The sequence below is a fragment of the uncultured Phocaeicola sp. genome, assembly GCF_948499155.1.
Classification (GTDB): Bacteria; Bacteroidota; Bacteroidia; order Bacteroidales; family Bacteroidaceae; genus Phocaeicola; species Phocaeicola faecalis.
This window is the reverse complement of record NZ_CAOOSE010000021.1, coordinates 40635-56875: the sequence shown is the minus strand read 5'-3', so window position 1 is coordinate 56875 and position 16241 is coordinate 40635. Positions and strand designations below refer to the sequence as shown.

Here is a 16241-nt window from a genome sequence, read left to right as displayed (position 1 = left end):
ATGATTACTTACCTGCAAAGAATAGAGTGGTTTGTCGGGCTGGTGCTGTTGCAAGTGCTGGTGTTAAATCGTATGCATATAAATGGATATGCCACTCCTTTCTTTTTTATTTATTTTATTTTGAAGTATAATTCGGGTGTGAGCCGTAATACATTGATGGTATGGTCATTCTTGCTCGGATTGTCTGTCGATATTTTCAGTAACACTCCCGGTATGAACGCTGCTGCAGCTACGGTACTGGCTTTTATGCGTGAGCCTATCCTCAGGCTGGTGACATTGCGTGACAGTGCCGAAGACTTTGAGCCGGGCGTTAAGAGTATGGGCATTTTTCCTTACATCCGGTATATTCTGTTGTGTACGTTCTTGTTTTGTACCATCTTGCTGGTGATAGATACTTTCTCGTTCTTTAATCTGCCTGTATTATTATTGAAAATATTGACAGATGCCTCCATTACAATTGTTTGTATATTATGTGCAGAGGCAATAAGGAGGAAGAAATAAGTGGAAAGAGATTATAATCTGGAGAAGCGGAAATATGTGATTGGTGGGTCGGTCGTTGTTATTGTACTGATTTACCTGATACGTCTTTTCACTTTGCAGATTATGAGCGAAGACTATAAAAAGAATGCGGACAGCAATGCTTTTCTGAACAAGACACAATATCCTAGCCGCGGTGTGATGTATGACCGTAATGGGAAATTATTGGTTTACAACCAGCCGGCATACGATGTCACCATGGTGATGAAAGAAGTGGTAAATCTTGATACACTTGACTTGTGTCAGACCTTGAATATTACTCCGGAATACTTTAAAAGGCGTATTCGTGAAATAAGGGACCGTCGTTCTAATCCGGGGTATTCTCCTTATACTCATCAGGTTTTTATGACCCAGCTGTCTGCCGAAGAATGTGGAGTGTTTCAGGAAAAGCTGTTTAAATTTCCCGGCTTTTATATTCAAAGGCGCACCATCCGACAATATAATTATAATTCAGCCGCTCATGTTTTAGGTGACATTGCTGAAGTTTCCAAGCGGGATATAGAGGCGGATGATTATTATGTGCGTGGTGATTTTATCGGTAAACAGGGGGTGGAACGCTCTTACGAGAAACAGTTGCGTGGAGAAAAAGGAGTGGAAATACTGCTTCGGGATGCTCGCGGGCGTATTCAGGGACGTTATATGGACGGAAAATATGATAAGACTCCTGTGCCGGGCAAGAATTTGAAATTGGGAATTGATGTGGAGCTTCAGATGCTTGGCGAACGACTCTTGGAAGGGAAAATAGGAAGTATTGTCGCTATCGAACCCGAAACGGGGGAGATATTATGTATGGTGTCTTCACCCACTTTCGACCCTCGGCTGATGGTGGGACGCCAACGAGGAAAAAACCATTTGGATTTGGCGCGCGATAGTTGGAAATCTCTATTGAACCGTGCTATTATGGGACAGTTTCCGCCGGGGTCTACTTTTAAGACATCGCAGGCGCTCACTTTTCTTGAGGAAGGTATTATTGTACCCGAGACACCCTATTCCTGTTATCACGGATTTGTACACGCGGGTCTTCGTGTAGGTTGCCATGCCCACGGTTCTCCTTTGGCATTGGTTCCGGCTATTGCCACTTCGTGTAATGCTTATTTCTGTTGGGGACTGTATCACATGATAGGAGCCAAGAAGAAATACGGTTCGGTGCAGAAGGCGATGTCTACCTGGCGTGACTATATGGTTTCGATGGGGTTCGGATATCCGTTGGGTGTAGACCTTCCGGGAGAGAAGCGGGGAATGATTCCGAATGCTGAATATTATGACAAGAATTATCGGGGCTCTTGGAACGGACTGACTATCATCAGTATTGCCATCGGGCAGGGAGAGGTGACTTTGACTCCGTTGCAGATAGCCAATTTGGGAGCGACAATAGCCAATCGTGGCTACTATGTTACTCCTCATGTGGTGAAGGAGGTGGAAGATGAACCGTTGGATACGTTGTATAGCACGAAACATTATACGAAAGTGAGTGGCCGACACTATGAAACGGTGGTGCAAGGTATGCGTGCGGCTGTATTGGGCGGTACATGTCGGGGAGCCAATATTCCCGGCATAGAAGTTTGCGGTAAAACCGGTACGGCACAAAACAGGGGTAAAGACCATTCTGTTTTTATGGGCTTTGCTCCGATGAATAATCCGAAGATAGCCATTGCGGTTTATGTGGAGAATGGAGGATTTGGTGCAGTATATGGAGTGCCTATCGGAGCACTGATGATGGAACAGTATTTGAAAGGAGGATTGTCGCCTGACAGTGAAGTGAAAGCGAATGATATACAAAACAGGAGGATAGATTATGGCATACACGAGCGATAACATGTTGAAATCGATAGACTGGATGACTATTTGTATCTATTTAGCATTGGTTATCTTCGGATGGTTCAGTGTATGCGGAGCTAGTTATGACTATGGTGAGATGGACTTCTTCAGCTTCGATACGCGTGCCGGCAAGCAGTTGGTGTGGATTTCCTGTTCATTGGGGTTGGGCTTTATTTTGTTGATGCTCGAAGACAAGCTTTATGATATGTTTGCCTATATCTTTTATGGGGCAATGATGTTGCTGTTGCTTGCCACTCCCTTCCTGGCGGAGGATACAAAAGGTTCCTATTCATGGATTAAGTTTGGCCCTGTCAGTTTGCAGCCGGCAGAGTTTGCTAAGTTTGCTACAGCCTTGGCTTTGGCTAAGTTTATGAACGTCTATGGGTTTACGATGAGTAAGTTGAAGTATTCTCTTCCGGTAGTGGGAATGATATTGTTGCCCATGCTGCTTATTGTATTACAGCGGGAAACGGGTTCTGCATTGGTCTATCTGGCATTTTTCTTTATGTTATACAGAGAAGGAATGCCCGGTTCCATTCTGTTTGCCGGAATTTGTGCCGTGGTTTATTTTGTAGTCGGTATCCGTTTCAGTCAGGAGATGATGGTGGATGACTGTACATCGGTTGGAGAGTTTTCGGTCTTGTTGCTGATAACCGTGCTGTCTGCTTTGCTGGTTAATTCTTATTGTAAAAAGAAGCCGGTGGTGTGGTATATTCTTGGTTTTGGTGCAGGAGGTACCCTACTGGCATTACTTTTTTCTTATTATGTGATTCCTTTTGATATTACGTGGTTCCAATACGGACTGTGTGTGGCATTGGTCTTCTACCTTATATTTCTTTCCATGCGCGAGCGTATGCGTAATTATTTCTATATTGCCCTGTTTGCCATTGGCTCTGTGGGTTTTCTTTTCTCTGCCGACTATGTGTTTGAGAATGTGCTCGAACCCCATCAACAAGTGCGTATCAAAGTGGTATTGGGAATGGAAGAGGACTTGGCTGGGGCAGGATATAATGTGAACCAAAGCAAGATTGCAATCGGTTCGGGCGGACTGTTGGGGAAGGGTTTTTTGAATGGAACACAGACAAAGTTGAAATATGTTCCCGAACAGGATACGGACTTTATTTTTTGTACGGTGGGTGAAGAGGAAGGCTTCTTGGGCTCTGCCGTTGTTTTACTGCTTTTTATGGCCTTAATTTTAAGGCTGATAGTGATTTCTGAAAGACAACATACACGTTTTGGGCGTGTATATGGTTACTCGGTGCTGAGCATTTTCCTGTTTCATCTCTTTATTAATATAGGAATGGTACTCGGATTAACGCCGGTGATTGGTATTCCATTGCCTTTCTTCAGTTATGGAGGTTCTTCTTTGTGGGGCTTTACCATCCTACTCTTTGTGTTCTTGCGCATTGACTCGGCACGAGGAAGCCATTAAGGTTTTTCCAAACGGATTCCGACATCACTGATTCCTTTCAGTGGATTGTCTGTCATGATATGAACGATACGGATACTTCTGGAAGCACTGTCTTGGGCGATTGTAAAAGAAGGAGTATAGAGCCGGGTGAATTGATACAATCCGCCGGGGCCGTCTCCGTTCCAGTTTCCCGTTTCGTCGGCAAGGAACAGTTGCAGCGTATCAGTGGAATAGGTGAGCGTGTCTTTTGCACTTTGACTGATACCCAGCCATAAATCACGATAAGGGTAGTTTTCCTGATGTCGGATACCGATAGTCATCTTATACGTTCCTGTGGGTATTGAGGTCGGGAGGGTGTAAACAAGAGTATCACCCTTACTCCATCCCATTGTGGGGATGGATTGGTAAGAGTGATAAACTGTATTGCTGTTACATGCGGCCAATAGCAGACATACTATCGGCAGGCAGGCTATTTTATTCTTTGTCGGCCACAGGAGCTTGCGGTTTGGGTTTGTCATTCGGAGTCTGGGCATTGTTACCGTTATTATTTCCGTTTTTATTGTTGGTGGGAGTGGTGTTCTCACCATTACCGGGACGTCGGTTGTTACGGTTGCGCTCACGTCCGTCCTCACGGTTACGTCTTCCTTCAGGTCTGTTTTCTTTGTTCTCACGCGGTGGTCTGCCTTCGCCTCTTGGCGGACGGCCTTCCCCTTTGGGAGGTCTATTTTCTGCTTTGGGAGGTCTGTTTTCTGCTTTTGGCGGACGACCTTCTCCCTTCGGCTGACTGTCTCTGGGCTGCTGCGGTTTGTTGCCGTTGGTAGTAGCACCTTCGTTATTGCCGTTGCTCTCTCCTTTCCTCTTTTTCTTGCGGTTGTTATTATTGCCTTTACGTTTGTCAAAACGAGTCAGGCTTTCCTGTTCCACTAAGTCGACAGGCTGTTGCGGCTCATTCTTTTTGGCTGCTTCCAGCAAGCTTTCCGGTTTTTCGCCACGTCTATTCATATTTATGATTTCAAAGGCGCGTCGCGCGGGAATCGTCACGATATTTGCCATGAAGTTTTTATCAGTGGAGTAGGTGATGGTACCTTTCAGAATATCAGCCTTGAAGAAATAGAAAGTGCCGTCGATGGTTTCCAGTGTGATTTCCTTGCTTGGCAGGCGTTTCTGTGCTTCCACATAGGCATCTACTTCATAGTTGAGGCAGCACTTCAGCTTGGCGCATTGTCCTGCCAACTTCTGCGGGTTGAGTGAAATATCCTGATAGCGGGCGGCACTGGTGGAAACAGAGACAAAGTTTGTCATCCATGTAGCGCAACACAGTTCGCGGCCGCAGGGACCGATACCTCCGATGCGCCCGGCTTCCTGCCGTGCACCGATTTGTTTCATCTCGATGCGTACACGGAACGTCTCCGCCAATACCTTAATCAATTGGCGGAAGTCAACACGTTCGTCGGCAATGTAGTAGAAAATGGCTTTGTTGCCGTCTCCCTGATACTCCACATCACCAATCTTCATGTTCAGATTCAGATTAAGCGCGATTTGTCGCGAACGAATCATCGTATCATGTTCTTTGGCTTTCGCTTCTTCATATTTCTCCATATCCACCGGTTTCACTTTGCGGTAGATACGTTTGATTTCGACATCCGGTTTCAGGTTCGCCTTGCGCATTTGCAACGGAACAAGCCGTCCGGTCAGCGTCACTACTCCGATGTCATGTCCGGGACTTGCCTCTACAGCAACAATATCGCCTTTGTCCAGCTTCAACTTATTGCTGTTCTTGAAATATCCCTTGCGTGTATTCTTGAACTGAACTTCGACCATCTCCTGTTCCTCGGCGTTTCCGGGAATATCAGCCAGCCAGTCGTAGGTATTCAGTTGTTTATCCTGTCGTCCGCAGCCTTTGCAATACAAACAGCCGCTTCCGTTTTTCAATTTAAACTCATTATCCATAGTTGTTATATATATGTTATTTCTGCACCAGCAGCACAATCATTTTTAGCGAGAAATCAAAAAACACCATTTTGGCATTCACATTCTGCTCTATATGTTGCTGGGCTTCACTTAGTTCTTCCATAATTCCCATCACATTACGCTCATTGACAAACGGAGCGAAACGAGTGGAAAAGTTTTGTTCATCATTGCTCATATACACCAAGTCGTGTTGGCGGAAATTGAACATGAAGTTTTCACGTATCATGCGCTGGCAATAAGTAAGGAAGTTTTTCTGTCGTTCGCGTCCCATGCCTGCCACTCCTTCACTCCATCGTTTCATGTCGCGTATCTTTCGCTGATAGGACAGACGCATCAGACTGACAAACAGTTCGAAGAACAGTTTGTTTTCCTCGCTCAGGTGAATGGTTTCCAGTGCTTTCAGGAAATTACCTTCCGAGCGATGGGCAATATCATCGGCGTCTTGTGTCTGCAATCCGTATTTGCTTTGCAGCACTTTGGCTATCTCTGCTTCGTCGATACCGTGGATGTTGAACCGTTGCGTCCGGCTTTGAATCGTTTGCAAAAGCGCGTCCGGCTCTTCCGACACAAGGAGAAAAACGGTCTGCATCGGCGGCTCTTCCAACAGTTTGAGCAACTTGTTGCTACATTCCACATTCATCTTCTCGGGCAACCAGATAATCATTACCTTATAGCCTCCCTGACTGGATTTCAAACTGAGCTTGCGCATAATCTCGTCGCTCTCTTTAACAAAAATCTGTGCCTGTTGATTTTCAGCGCCCATTTCTTTTAACCAATGGTTAAGACTGAAATAAGGGTTGTTCATCACAAACTGGCGCCATTCCGAGATGAAATCGTCGCACACCGTATCTTTTCCGGCTTTCTTCTTGATGACAGGGAAAACAAAATGAAAATCGGGATGTGCCAGTTTATTGAACTTGGCACAACTGGGACATACGCCGCAAGCGTCATGCTCTCCACGGTTCTCACAACAAATGTAACGGGCATAGGCTATTGCCAAAGGCAACTTTCCTGTGCCTTCGGGACCGCAAATCAGTTGTGCGTGGGGAATTCTTCCCTCCTTCACCTCGGCAATGAGCCGTTGTTTTGCTTCTTCCTGTCCTATTACATCTTTAAAAAACATCTGTCTATATTAATATATTACTTTTGCTACTTCTTTTACACTTTCTACGGCGCTTACCGTATAAAAATGGATACTCGGCACACCGTGTGCTATCAATTCGCGGCATTGGTGGATACACCATTCCACGCCAAGGGCACGCGCTTCTTCATCAGTCTCGCATTTCACGGCTTCCGAGGCCAATTCTTGCGGAAGATCAATCTTGAACGTTTTCGGTATCATACTCAATTGAGATAACTTACCGAAAGGTTTGATTCCCGGTATGATAGGTATGTTGATACCTTCCTTACGGACTCTTTCCACAAACTCAAAGTATTTACGGTTGTCATAAAACATTTGTGTTACGGCATATTCAGCACCGGCTTCCACTTTTTTCTTCAACCAATAAATATCCTGCTCCATGTTGGGCGATTCCTCGTGTTTCTCGGGGTAACAGGCCACTCCGTAGCTGAACGGTGTTCCTGTCACTTTGATGGGAGAACCATCGACGAATACTCCCTTGTTGAAATCATTAATCTGCCCTTCCAGTTCCAGCGCATGACTGTATCCGTTTCCTTCGGGAACGAATGCAGACTCGTGCTTGGCTTTGTCACCACGCAATACCAACAGGTCGGTAATACCCAAAAACTGCAAGTCCAGCAGCACATATTCCGTATCCTCACGGGTAAAGCCGCTACATAGGATATGCGGCACAGTTGTGATATTGTATTTATTTTGTAGTGCGGCGGCTACCGCAACCGTTCCGGGACGGCGACGCAACCGTGCGCGTTGGTAGAGACCATTTCCAAGGTCTTTATATACATATTCGCTGCGGTGGGTGGTGATGTTGATATATTTAGGATCAAATTCACGCAAAGTATCCACCGTCTTATAAAGCTTTTCAATGCCTGTCCCTTTCAGCGGGGGCAATATCTCAAAAGAAAAAGCCGTTTTATCGGTACTTTTTATTAAGTCAACTACTCTCATTCTTATATCTCGTCTCTTGTGCCTTCTCCGGCAAAATTACATATTTGGGCAAAAATAAGAAAAATATTGTAGTTTAAGGAGGTGAAAAGGGGATTTATTTTATCTCTGCCTTATAATAATGTGAAAACCATGTGGTAGGGAAAAAATCATCGGCACAGAACTGCAGTTTTCATGAGGGTAAATAAAACCTTATCAGGTTGAAACGTTTCAACCTGATAAAACTGAATGAAACTATGGTCTGCTTAAAGGAACGGTGTAAACAGATTGGCAAACCAGCCTACAAAACGTTTCCAACCGGAGCGTTTTTTATATTCTTCTTTGGTGAGTAGTGTGCTGTCTTTCTTGTCGTTTTCAAACATGTTGCTCAATTCATGGGTTGTTCCTTTGTCAAAGATAAAAGCATTTACCTCGTAGTCGTAACGCAAACTCCGACTATTTAAATTGGTGCTGCCTACGGTACAGAACAAACTGTCTACCATCATGATTTTGGAATGGTGGAACCCTCCGTTGTAGATATAGATTTCGGCTCCTTTTTTTCTGAGCTTGTTTGAGGTATAGAATGCCGCATCAGGGGTAAAGGGAATATCTGATTTTCCCGGAATCATGATTTCCACTTCTACGCCACGTTTCAAAGCTCGCTTGATAGCTTTCTTTATGCTATGGGTAGGGGTGAAATAGGGATTCACGATTTGCACTTTATGTTGTGCGGCATCCAGCGACTTGACATACATGCGGCGCATTATTTTGGGAGTTTTCCGAGGTACCCGGTCGACTATCGCCACACTCTTGCCACTTGTGTCAATGGAATCGTTGCGCAAAGGATAATATGCCGGCCCTCCGATATGCTGTTTGGTACTTTTGTTCCACATGGTCAGGAAGATATCCTGAAGGTTATTAACGGCATCACCTTCGATGCGGACATGCATGTCTCTCCAATCGCCTATTTCGGGTAATCCTTTAATGTAATAATTGGCTATATTCATCCCTCCGGTATAGCCTACTTTGCCGTCTATTACTACTATTTTGCGATGGTCGCGATGAAGGGCGTGATTGATGTACGGAAACTTGAAAGGATCAAACTTCACAATCTCAATTCCCTTCTTGCGGATGGCTTTCAGATGCTTTTTCTTCAGGGGCTTGTTGTTTGACAGGTTGCCGAAAGCATCGAACATGGCTCGTACTTCCACTCCTTCTTTTGCCTTTTCGCCCAATAAGTCGAACAGAGCATTGGCAATTGAGTCATTGCGGAAGTTAAAGTATTCCAGATGGATGTGATGTTTGGCTTTCCTTATTTCTTCAAAGAGGTCGATAAATTTGGTACGTCCGCTTTTTAATAGTTTCAGTTGATTGTTTTGGGTGATGGGAATACCTGATTCTTTCAGGTAACTGATTACAATAGAATCGCTGCTTGCCTCTTGCGCACGGACTGTTCCGCAACAGGAAAGGGATAGTATGAAAAGAATTGTTAGATAAGTATGCCTGGCTATATTGATTTTCATTGCTTTTGAAATTAAGGTCGCAAAGGTATCTATTATTCTAAAGATGACCAAGATATCGGCATTATTTATACTTAAAAGCGTGAAATAGAACAGGCAAATCGAAAGGGCTTTCTTCTTGTTTTGTGCTGATTTATGGGGGAAGTTGACAAATAGAACAGTTAATTTAGCATATAGACCTTTTTTACTTCATTTAAGTAAGGTAAATTTGCAGGAAAACACTAAAACTTAAATCTATGAAACTATTTTATCCTGTTATATTAGGTGCGTTCATGGTCATGTCGGCTTCTTGCAGTCATAATACCAAAGAGACTCAAAGAGTGCAGACAGTGAAGATAGATACAATCCTTTCTGCTGAAGGGCAAACTACTTTGCAATTTCCGGGAAAAGTGAAAGCTGCTCAGGATGTCAGCTTATCTTTTAGGGTAAGCGGAACGATAGGCAAAATATGTGTGGAAGACGGAGCCCGGGTGAGGAAAGGCCAGTTGTTGGCACAGCTTGACCCTACTGATTATCGGATACAACTGGAAGCGACTGAAGCCGAGTATCAGCAGGTCAAAGCTGAGGCTGAACGTGTGATGGCCCTTTATAAGGACAATGGCACTACACCCAATGCCAATGACAAGGCTGTGTATGGACTGAAGCAGATAACAGCTAAGTATCAACATCACAAAGACCAATTGGAATATACGCGTCTCTATGCTCCGTTTGACGGATTCGTACAAAAGCATTTGTTTGATGAACATGAAACGGTAGGGGCAGGGATGCCGGTTATCTCGATGATTAGTCTGGGTGCGCCGGAGGTGGAAATAAACCTTCCGGCAGCAGAGTATATCCGCCGCACACAGTTCAACCGTTATCATGCTACATTTGATATTTATCCGGGTGAGATTTATCCTTTGGAATGTATCAGCATTACCCCTAAGGCAAACGCTAATCAGTTGTATTCCATGAGACTGAGAATTGTTCCGGATGGCAGTCCTTCTCCTTCTCCGGGAATGAATACAATGGTTACTATTGTCTGCAGTGCAGGTGACACTCGTTCTTTGTCTGTATCGAGCGGGGCTGTTTTGCGGAAAGACGGAAAGGCAATGGTGTTTGTTTATGATTCGTCGAAAGGAACGGTAAGAAGCTGTGAGGTGACTGTACTCAGGCTGTTGACCAACGGACGGAGTGTGATAACTTCGGATGCATTGCAACCGGGCGAACTTGTTGTGTCATCGGGGGCACATCACATAGAGGACGGAGAAGCGGTGAAACCTTTACCGCCAGTTACATCAACTAATGTAGGAGGGCTGCTGTGATGGATATTAGTAAATGGGCTTTTCAGAATCGGAACTTGGTTTACTTTCTGGTGGCTGTGCTTCTTTTGGGGGGCGTTTATTCTTGCTATGAGATGAGTAAGCTGGAAGACCCGGAAGTTAAAGTGAAACTGGCTATGGTGGTCACTACTTATCCGGGAGCATCGGCACATCAGGTGGAATTGGAAGTGACGGATGTGCTGGAAAAAAAGATTCGTACAATGGGCAATATAGACAATGTGGAGAGTTATTCTTATAATGATTTGTCTATTATTCAGATAGAATTGTTGAGCACGGTTAAGGATGAGGATGTGGAGCAATGTTGGGATATGTTGCGGCGTAAGGTGAGTGATGCTTGTGCTTTGCTCCCTCCGGGAGCAAGTACACCGATGGTGAAAGATGATTTCGGCAATGTATATGGGATGTTCTATGCTCTGACCGGAGACGGACTGACGGGCAGGGAACTATCTGATTATGCAGAACTTATCAAGAGGGAGGTAAGTGATTTGGAGGGTGTGGACCGAGTGGAGCTCTACGGCACAAGACCGGAATGTATCAACATCTCTTTATTGCAGGATCGAATGGCAAATTTAGGAGTGAAGCCTGCTGAAGTGCTTGCCACATTGAACGGACAGAACAAAACGACCTATACAGGATACTATGAGAATGGAGATAACCGTATCCGTGTAACGGTCAATGATAAGTTTAAAACGGTGGACGATATTGGAAATATGCTGATTCAGGGGCATGATGATGACCAGTTGCGCCTGCGTGATATCGCACGAATAGAAAAAAGTTATGAGAAGCCCACCCGCAATGAATTGTTTTATGATGGCGAACAGGCACTGGGATTGCTGGTGGCGGCCTCCAGCGGTACGGACATCATTAAGGTGGGAAATGCGGTAGCAAAGAAATTGGAACATTTGAAAGAGAATCGTTTGCCGGCAGGAGTGGAGTGTCATAAAGTGTTTTATCAGCCGGAACGTGTGGGGGATTCGTTAGGTACATTTGTTATCAACTTAATAGAGTCTGTAATTATAGTTGTGCTCATTCTGATGTTGGCAATGGGATTCAAAAGTGGGGTTATCATTGGAATAAGCCTGATAGTAACTGTGTTTGGCTCGTTCTTGTTCCTGCTGTTTGCCGGTGGCACGATGCAGCGTGTGTCTTTGGCGGCATTTGTGCTGGCAATGGGGATGTTGGTGGATAATGCCATTGTGATTATTGACGGTATTCTGGTTGACCTGAAGTCTGGGAAGTCCCGCATGGAGGCAATGACAGCCATTGGGAAACAAACGGTGATGCCATTGCTGGGGGCCACTCTGATTGCCATCATTGCTTTTCTGCCTATTTATATGTCACCGGATACGGCAGGAGTCTATACGCGTGACCTCTTCATTGTATTGGCAGTATCGTTATTGTTGAGTTGGATATTGGCATTGATTCATGTTCCCCTGATGGCGGACCGGAGGCTGAAAAGTGAGAAAACGACTGGGGAGGCGAATGTCAGAGTGTACAAAGGACGTGTTTATGCTTATTTGAGGACTGCCCTTCGCTTTGGCCTGGCTCATCGTTGGAGTTTTGTATTTGCCATGGTCGGTTTGTTGGGATTGTCGCTTTGGGGCTATGGTTATATGAGACAGGGATTCTTTCCTGATATGGTCTACAATCAGCTTTATATGGAGTATAAACTGCCCGAAGGAACTAATTCTACACAAGTTGTCCGTGATTTGCAGGAAATCGAGGCATATTTGAAGGGCAGGGAGGAAATAACCCATGTTACAACTTCTGTTGGCGGAACTCCCGGACGTTATAATTTGGTACGGAGTATCGCCAATCCTTCTTTGTCTTATGGGGAATTGATTGTGGATTTTACTTCACCGGAAGAACTGGTGGAGAATATGGATGAGATTCAGTCTTATCTGTCACGGGCATATCCTGATGCTTATGTCAATTTGAAGCGTTATAATCTGATGTTCAAGAAATACCCTATCGAGGCGCAGTTTATGGGGCCTGACCCGGCAGTATTGCATCGTTTGGCAGACAGTGCACGCCATATTATGGAGAATACCCCCGAGGTACGTCTTGTGACAACAGACTGGGAACCGCAAGTCCCGGTGCTGACTATAGAATACGACCAGCCGGCTGCGCGCGCTTTAGGACTGAGCCGTAATGATGTCAGCCTTTCGCTGCTGACTGCTACCGGTGGAATCCCTATCGGTTCATTCTATGAGGGAATCCATGCCAATACAATTTATCTGAAATGTCTGAATGAGGAAGGCGACCCGATAGAAGACTTGGGTAATACGCAGGTGTTCTCTTCCCTGCCTTCGCTCAATGGCCTGCTGAATGAAGAAATGATGGTAAAACTAAAAGCGGGTACACTGTCAAAAGAAGAACTTGTGGAAGGAATCATGGGTAGCACTCCATTGAAACAAATCAGCAAAGGGGTAGACGTCAGATGGGAGGACCCTGTGGTGCCGCGCTATAACGGACAAAGAAGTCAGCGTGTGCAGTGTTCTCCGGCTCCGGGACTTGAAACCGAACAGGCACGATTGGCCGTTGCTTCGCAGATAGAGAACATTCCTTTACCCGAAGGTTATACATTGTGTTGGCAGGGAGAAAAGATAGCCAGTACGGATTCTATGAAATATTTGTTTAAGAATTTTCCATTAGCTGTTATCCTGATGATTGCTATCTTGATTATGCTGTTTAAGGATTATCGTAAACCGATTATTATTTTCTGTTGTATTCCTCTTGTTTTTGTGGGAGTGGTAGCAGTCATGCTACTCACCGGAAAGACATTTAACTTTGTTGCGATAGTAGGGACGCTGGGATTGATAGGTATGCTGATTAAAAATGGTATTGTACTGATGGATGAAATAACGTTGCAGATAGGCCGGGGAGTTGAACCGATGACAGCATTAATCGATAGTTCGCAAAGTCGTTTGCGCCCAGTGATGATGGCTTCTCTGACTACTATTCTGGGCATGATTCCTCTACTGACAGATGCTATGTTTGGTTCATTGGCAGCCGCCATCATGGGAGGATTACTGTTTGGTACACTCATAACATTACTGTTTATTCCTGTTCTTTATGCATTATTTTTTCATATAAAACAGACAGACAAATGAAAAAGATATCTATTCTGATTGGTGCTTTGATTTGCTCATTGCCTCTTTTTTCTCAAGAAGTATTGAGTTTGGAGCAATGCCGTGAGATGGCTCTTCGATACAATAAAGAAATAGCAGCTTCTGCCCGGCAGACGGAAAGTGCACGATATATGGTCAAAAGTTATAAAGGAAACTTTTTCCCGAATATTACAGCGGGTGGAACCGGTATATATAGCAGCGCCGACGGACATTATGGCATAGCAGGAGGAAATCTGCCGGTATTTATGCCCAATGCATCCGGCCAATTTCTGCCGAATGGTGGTTTTGCCTATTTCCCGGGAATTGATTTAAAGTATAAAATCGGGCTTGTCTATATGGGTGGCGTGGAAGTTGAACAACCCCTCTACATGGGAGGAAAGATTACGGCAGCCTATAAAATGTCTGTATTGGGTAAGGAGATGGCACAGATGAACGAAACCTTGACCGCTACTACCGTTATTTTAAATACAGATAAGGCGTATGCCCAAGTGGTTAAAGCAAGGGAAATGAAGAAAGTGGCTGATAAGTATCATGCCGTGCTGACCGAGTTGCATAAGAATGTGGGGAGTGCATACCGTCATGGGTTAAAGCCTCAAAATGATGTGTTGAAAGTGCAGGTGAAATTGAATGAAAGCGAACTCAATATGCGAAAAGCGGAGAATGCATTGCGTCTGGCGACAATGAATTTGTGTCATTTCATAGGAAAACCTTTGATAGCCGATATACAGGTTTCGGGAGACTATCCTGAGGTAAAAGAGGATATGATGATGCAGGTGTCAGACATTACAGCTCGTCCCGAATATGGTATCTTGAACAAACAAGTAGACATGGCAAAACAGCAAGTGAAATTGAACCGTAGCGAACTGTTGCCTAAGGTTGGCGTTAAAGGCTCATATAATTATATTCACGGTTTGGAAGTGAATGATGAAACATTCTTGTATAAAGGAGGATTCTCTGTCTTGCTGAATGTCAGTGTCCCTCTTTTTCACTTTGGCGAACGTATCAATAAAGTGCGTGCCGCCAAAGCTAAGTTGGAACAGACTCGCTTGGAACAGGCTGATATGAATGAGAAAATGCTGTTGGAGCTGACTTTGGCGGTCAACAATCTGGATGAGGCCCGTTTGGAAAGTGAACTTTCCGACCGTTCCCTTCAACAAGCGGAAGAGAACATGAGGGTCAGCAAGAAGCAGTATGAAGTGGGCTTGGAAACTTTATCAGATTATCTTGAAGCTCAAACTTTATGGCAACAGGCCTATAGTACACAAGTGGACACTCATTTTCGACTCTATTTGAGTTATGTGGAATATCTGAAGGCTACCGGAGCTTTGTCACCAAGTGATTAAAGGGGAAAAAAATGAGAAAAAGCATAATGGAATTTGTTTCTTTTAATATTGTTCGTATATTTGCGAACGATATACAAAATATGGAAGAAAAGAAAGACTATACAGTTACGCAAGAGCAGTTGGCAAGATTTGCCAAAGCATTGGGACATCCTGCCCGGATTGCCATTATGCACTTTTTGGCAAAGCAGAAAGCGTGTTATTTTGGGGATATTCACGAAGAGCTCCCTATCGCTAAAGCAACGGTGTCCCAACATTTGAAAGAGTTGAAAGATGCCGGACTTATACAAGGAGAGGTGGAAACGCCTAAAGTGAAATATTGCATCAACCGGGAGAATTGGCAGCTGGCTCGTGAACTCTTTAAGGAGTTTTTCGGGCAATGTATCTGTAAATCGGGGGAGTGTTGCTGATAGTCCCCTTTTTTTAATCTTGACGTTCGTTGTTTTGCGAATTACGTTTAATGTGATAAATTTATAGATTATGGAAATTAAAGTCTTAGGAACAGGTTGCGCAGGTTGCAAAGCCTTGTATGCCACAGTTGAGCAAGTAGTAAAAGAATTGTCTTTGGAGGCGGTAGTTACCAAAGAGGAAGATTTGATGAAGATTATGGAATACAATGTAATGACACTTCCGGCTCTTGTAGTAGATGGTAAAGTAGTGGCAAAAGGCAAACTTTCAGCCAAAGAGGTAAAAGAAGTATTAACCAAGTAAATCAGATTGTGATGAAACGCTTTTTGTTCCTTACTATTGCTTGCTTGTTTTCTATTTGGGGAATGGCTCAGGTTGCGACAGATACCTATGTGGAAGTTCTTTATTTTCATGGGAAACAACGTTGTGTGACTTGTAAAGCCATTGAGAAACACACGAAAGAAGTAGTTGATACAGATTTGGCGGAATTGGTCAAAAATGGCAAACTTCGTTTCAAGGAAATAGATATTTCAACTCCTGAAGGTGAAAAGCTGGCAGAGAAATATCGTGTAAGCTGGTCATCTCTTTATGTTAATAAATGGAAGAACGGCAAAGAAGAACGTAACGATATGACACGCTTCGGCTTTCAAAATGCCCGAAACAATACAGTGGCATTCAAGAAAGAATTAAAGCAGAAAATCAATCAGTTGCTAAAATAACG

14 protein-coding genes are annotated in these 16241 nt (G+C 44.3%); 9 read left to right on the top strand and 5 right to left on the bottom strand.

Features of this window, described 5'->3' with window-relative positions:
• From mreD to rodA, 3 genes are read left to right on the top strand one after another with little or no spacing between them, the layout of a single operon-like run.
• Positions 1-501 (top strand): rod shape-determining protein MreD, encoded by a 501-nt coding sequence (gene mreD, locus QYT14_RS14075; protein ID WP_288325691.1) that lies wholly within the window; start codon positions 1-3, stop codon positions 499-501.
• Positions 502-2352 (top strand): penicillin-binding protein 2, encoded by a 1851-nt coding sequence (gene mrdA / locus QYT14_RS14070; protein ID WP_288325692.1) that lies wholly within the window; start codon positions 502-504, stop codon positions 2350-2352.
• Positions 2333-3787 (top strand): rod shape-determining protein RodA, encoded by a 1455-nt coding sequence (rodA, locus tag QYT14_RS14065; RefSeq protein ID WP_237040671.1) that lies wholly within the window; start codon positions 2333-2335, stop codon positions 3785-3787. The genes mrdA and rodA overlap by 20 nt, the downstream gene beginning before the upstream one ends.
• Here the strand turns inward: rodA and QYT14_RS14060 are convergent.
• The 5 genes from QYT14_RS14060 to cls all read right to left on the bottom strand — a co-directional run bounded on the left by QYT14_RS14060 (position 3784) and on the right by cls (position 9322).
• A complete protein-coding gene (locus QYT14_RS14060) occupies positions 3784-4284 on the bottom strand; it encodes a gliding motility lipoprotein GldH (protein WP_288325693.1) in 501 nt (166 codons plus the stop codon). The genes rodA and QYT14_RS14060 overlap by 4 nt on opposite strands.
• Complete coding sequence (gene ricT / locus QYT14_RS14055; RefSeq protein WP_288325694.1) at positions 4241-5716, bottom strand: regulatory iron-sulfur-containing complex subunit RicT; 1476 nt, start codon at positions 5714-5716, stop codon at positions 4241-4243. Before ricT ends, QYT14_RS14060 begins: the two co-directional genes overlap by 44 nt.
• A gap of 16 nt (positions 5717-5732) precedes the next feature.
• Positions 5733-6860 carry a DNA polymerase III subunit gene (locus QYT14_RS14050; protein ID WP_288325695.1) on the bottom strand — a complete coding sequence of 376 codons (1128 nt, stop codon included), beginning with the start codon at positions 6858-6860 and terminating at the stop codon, positions 5733-5735.
• 9 nt (positions 6861-6869) lie between these two features.
• Positions 6870-7823: a methylenetetrahydrofolate reductase [NAD(P)H] gene (gene metF / locus QYT14_RS14045; protein WP_288325696.1), complete on the bottom strand. Its 954-nt coding sequence runs from the start codon at positions 7821-7823 to the stop codon at positions 6870-6872.
• 242 nt (positions 7824-8065) lie between these two features.
• The gene (cls, locus tag QYT14_RS14040; RefSeq protein ID WP_288325697.1) at positions 8066-9322 is read right to left on the bottom strand and encodes a cardiolipin synthase; all 1257 of its coding nucleotides are present in this window, start codon (positions 9320-9322) and stop codon (positions 8066-8068) included.
• Positions 9323-9555: 233 nt separating this feature from the next.
• Here cls and QYT14_RS14035 point away from each other — a divergent pair, with 233 nt between their 5' ends.
• The 6 genes from QYT14_RS14035 to QYT14_RS14010 all read left to right on the top strand — a co-directional run bounded on the left by QYT14_RS14035 (position 9556) and on the right by QYT14_RS14010 (position 16239).
• Entirely contained in the window at positions 9556-10623 is a 1068-nt protein-coding gene (locus QYT14_RS14035; RefSeq protein WP_288325698.1) for an efflux RND transporter periplasmic adaptor subunit, read from the top strand.
• Positions 10623-13754 carry an efflux RND transporter permease subunit gene (locus QYT14_RS14030; protein WP_288325699.1) on the top strand — a complete coding sequence of 1044 codons (3132 nt, stop codon included), beginning with the start codon at positions 10623-10625 and terminating at the stop codon, positions 13752-13754. The genes QYT14_RS14035 and QYT14_RS14030 overlap by 1 nt, the downstream gene beginning before the upstream one ends.
• Positions 13751-15115 carry a TolC family protein gene (locus QYT14_RS14025; RefSeq protein ID WP_237040663.1) on the top strand — a complete coding sequence of 455 codons (1365 nt, stop codon included), beginning with the start codon at positions 13751-13753 and terminating at the stop codon, positions 15113-15115. Before QYT14_RS14030 ends, QYT14_RS14025 begins: the two co-directional genes overlap by 4 nt.
• A gap of 80 nt (positions 15116-15195) precedes the next feature.
• Positions 15196-15522, top strand: coding sequence for a metalloregulator ArsR/SmtB family transcription factor (locus QYT14_RS14020; protein WP_288325700.1), 327 nt, complete (start codon positions 15196-15198; stop codon positions 15520-15522).
• Positions 15523-15592: 70 nt separating this feature from the next.
• The gene (locus tag QYT14_RS14015; protein ID WP_237040661.1) at positions 15593-15823 is read left to right on the top strand and encodes a thioredoxin family protein; all 231 of its coding nucleotides are present in this window, start codon (positions 15593-15595) and stop codon (positions 15821-15823) included.
• A gap of 11 nt (positions 15824-15834) precedes the next feature.
• On the top strand, positions 15835-16239 hold the full coding sequence (locus QYT14_RS14010; RefSeq protein WP_288325701.1) for a nitrophenyl compound nitroreductase subunit ArsF family protein: 405 nt from the start codon (positions 15835-15837) through the stop codon (positions 16237-16239).
• Positions 16240-16241: the final 2 nt, after the last annotated feature.

Coding starts and splice junctions, on each gene's coding strand:
- mreD (WP_288325691.1), top strand. CDS start 1: ATGATTACTTACCTGCAAAGAATAGAGTGGTTTGTCGGGCTGGTGCTG.
- rodA (WP_237040671.1), top strand. CDS start 2,333: ATGGCATACACGAGCGATAACATGTTGAAATCGATAGACTGGATGACT.
- QYT14_RS14060 (WP_288325693.1), bottom strand. CDS start 4,284: ATGACAAACCCAAACCGCAAGCTCCTGTGGCCGACAAAGAATAAAATA.
- ricT (WP_288325694.1), bottom strand. CDS start 5,716: ATGGATAATGAGTTTAAATTGAAAAACGGAAGCGGCTGTTTGTATTGC.
- QYT14_RS14050 (WP_288325695.1), bottom strand. CDS start 6,860: ATGTTTTTTAAAGATGTAATAGGACAGGAAGAAGCAAAACAACGGCTC.
- metF (WP_288325696.1), bottom strand. CDS start 7,823: ATGAGAGTAGTTGACTTAATAAAAAGTACCGATAAAACGGCTTTTTCT.
- cls (WP_288325697.1), bottom strand. CDS start 9,322: ATGAAAATCAATATAGCCAGGCATACTTATCTAACAATTCTTTTCATA.
- QYT14_RS14035 (WP_288325698.1), top strand. CDS start 9,556: ATGAAACTATTTTATCCTGTTATATTAGGTGCGTTCATGGTCATGTCG.
- QYT14_RS14030 (WP_288325699.1), top strand. CDS start 10,623: ATGGATATTAGTAAATGGGCTTTTCAGAATCGGAACTTGGTTTACTTT.
- QYT14_RS14025 (WP_237040663.1), top strand. CDS start 13,751: ATGAAAAAGATATCTATTCTGATTGGTGCTTTGATTTGCTCATTGCCT.
- QYT14_RS14020 (WP_288325700.1), top strand. CDS start 15,196: ATGGAAGAAAAGAAAGACTATACAGTTACGCAAGAGCAGTTGGCAAGA.
- QYT14_RS14015 (WP_237040661.1), top strand. CDS start 15,593: ATGGAAATTAAAGTCTTAGGAACAGGTTGCGCAGGTTGCAAAGCCTTG.
- QYT14_RS14010 (WP_288325701.1), top strand. CDS start 15,835: ATGAAACGCTTTTTGTTCCTTACTATTGCTTGCTTGTTTTCTATTTGG.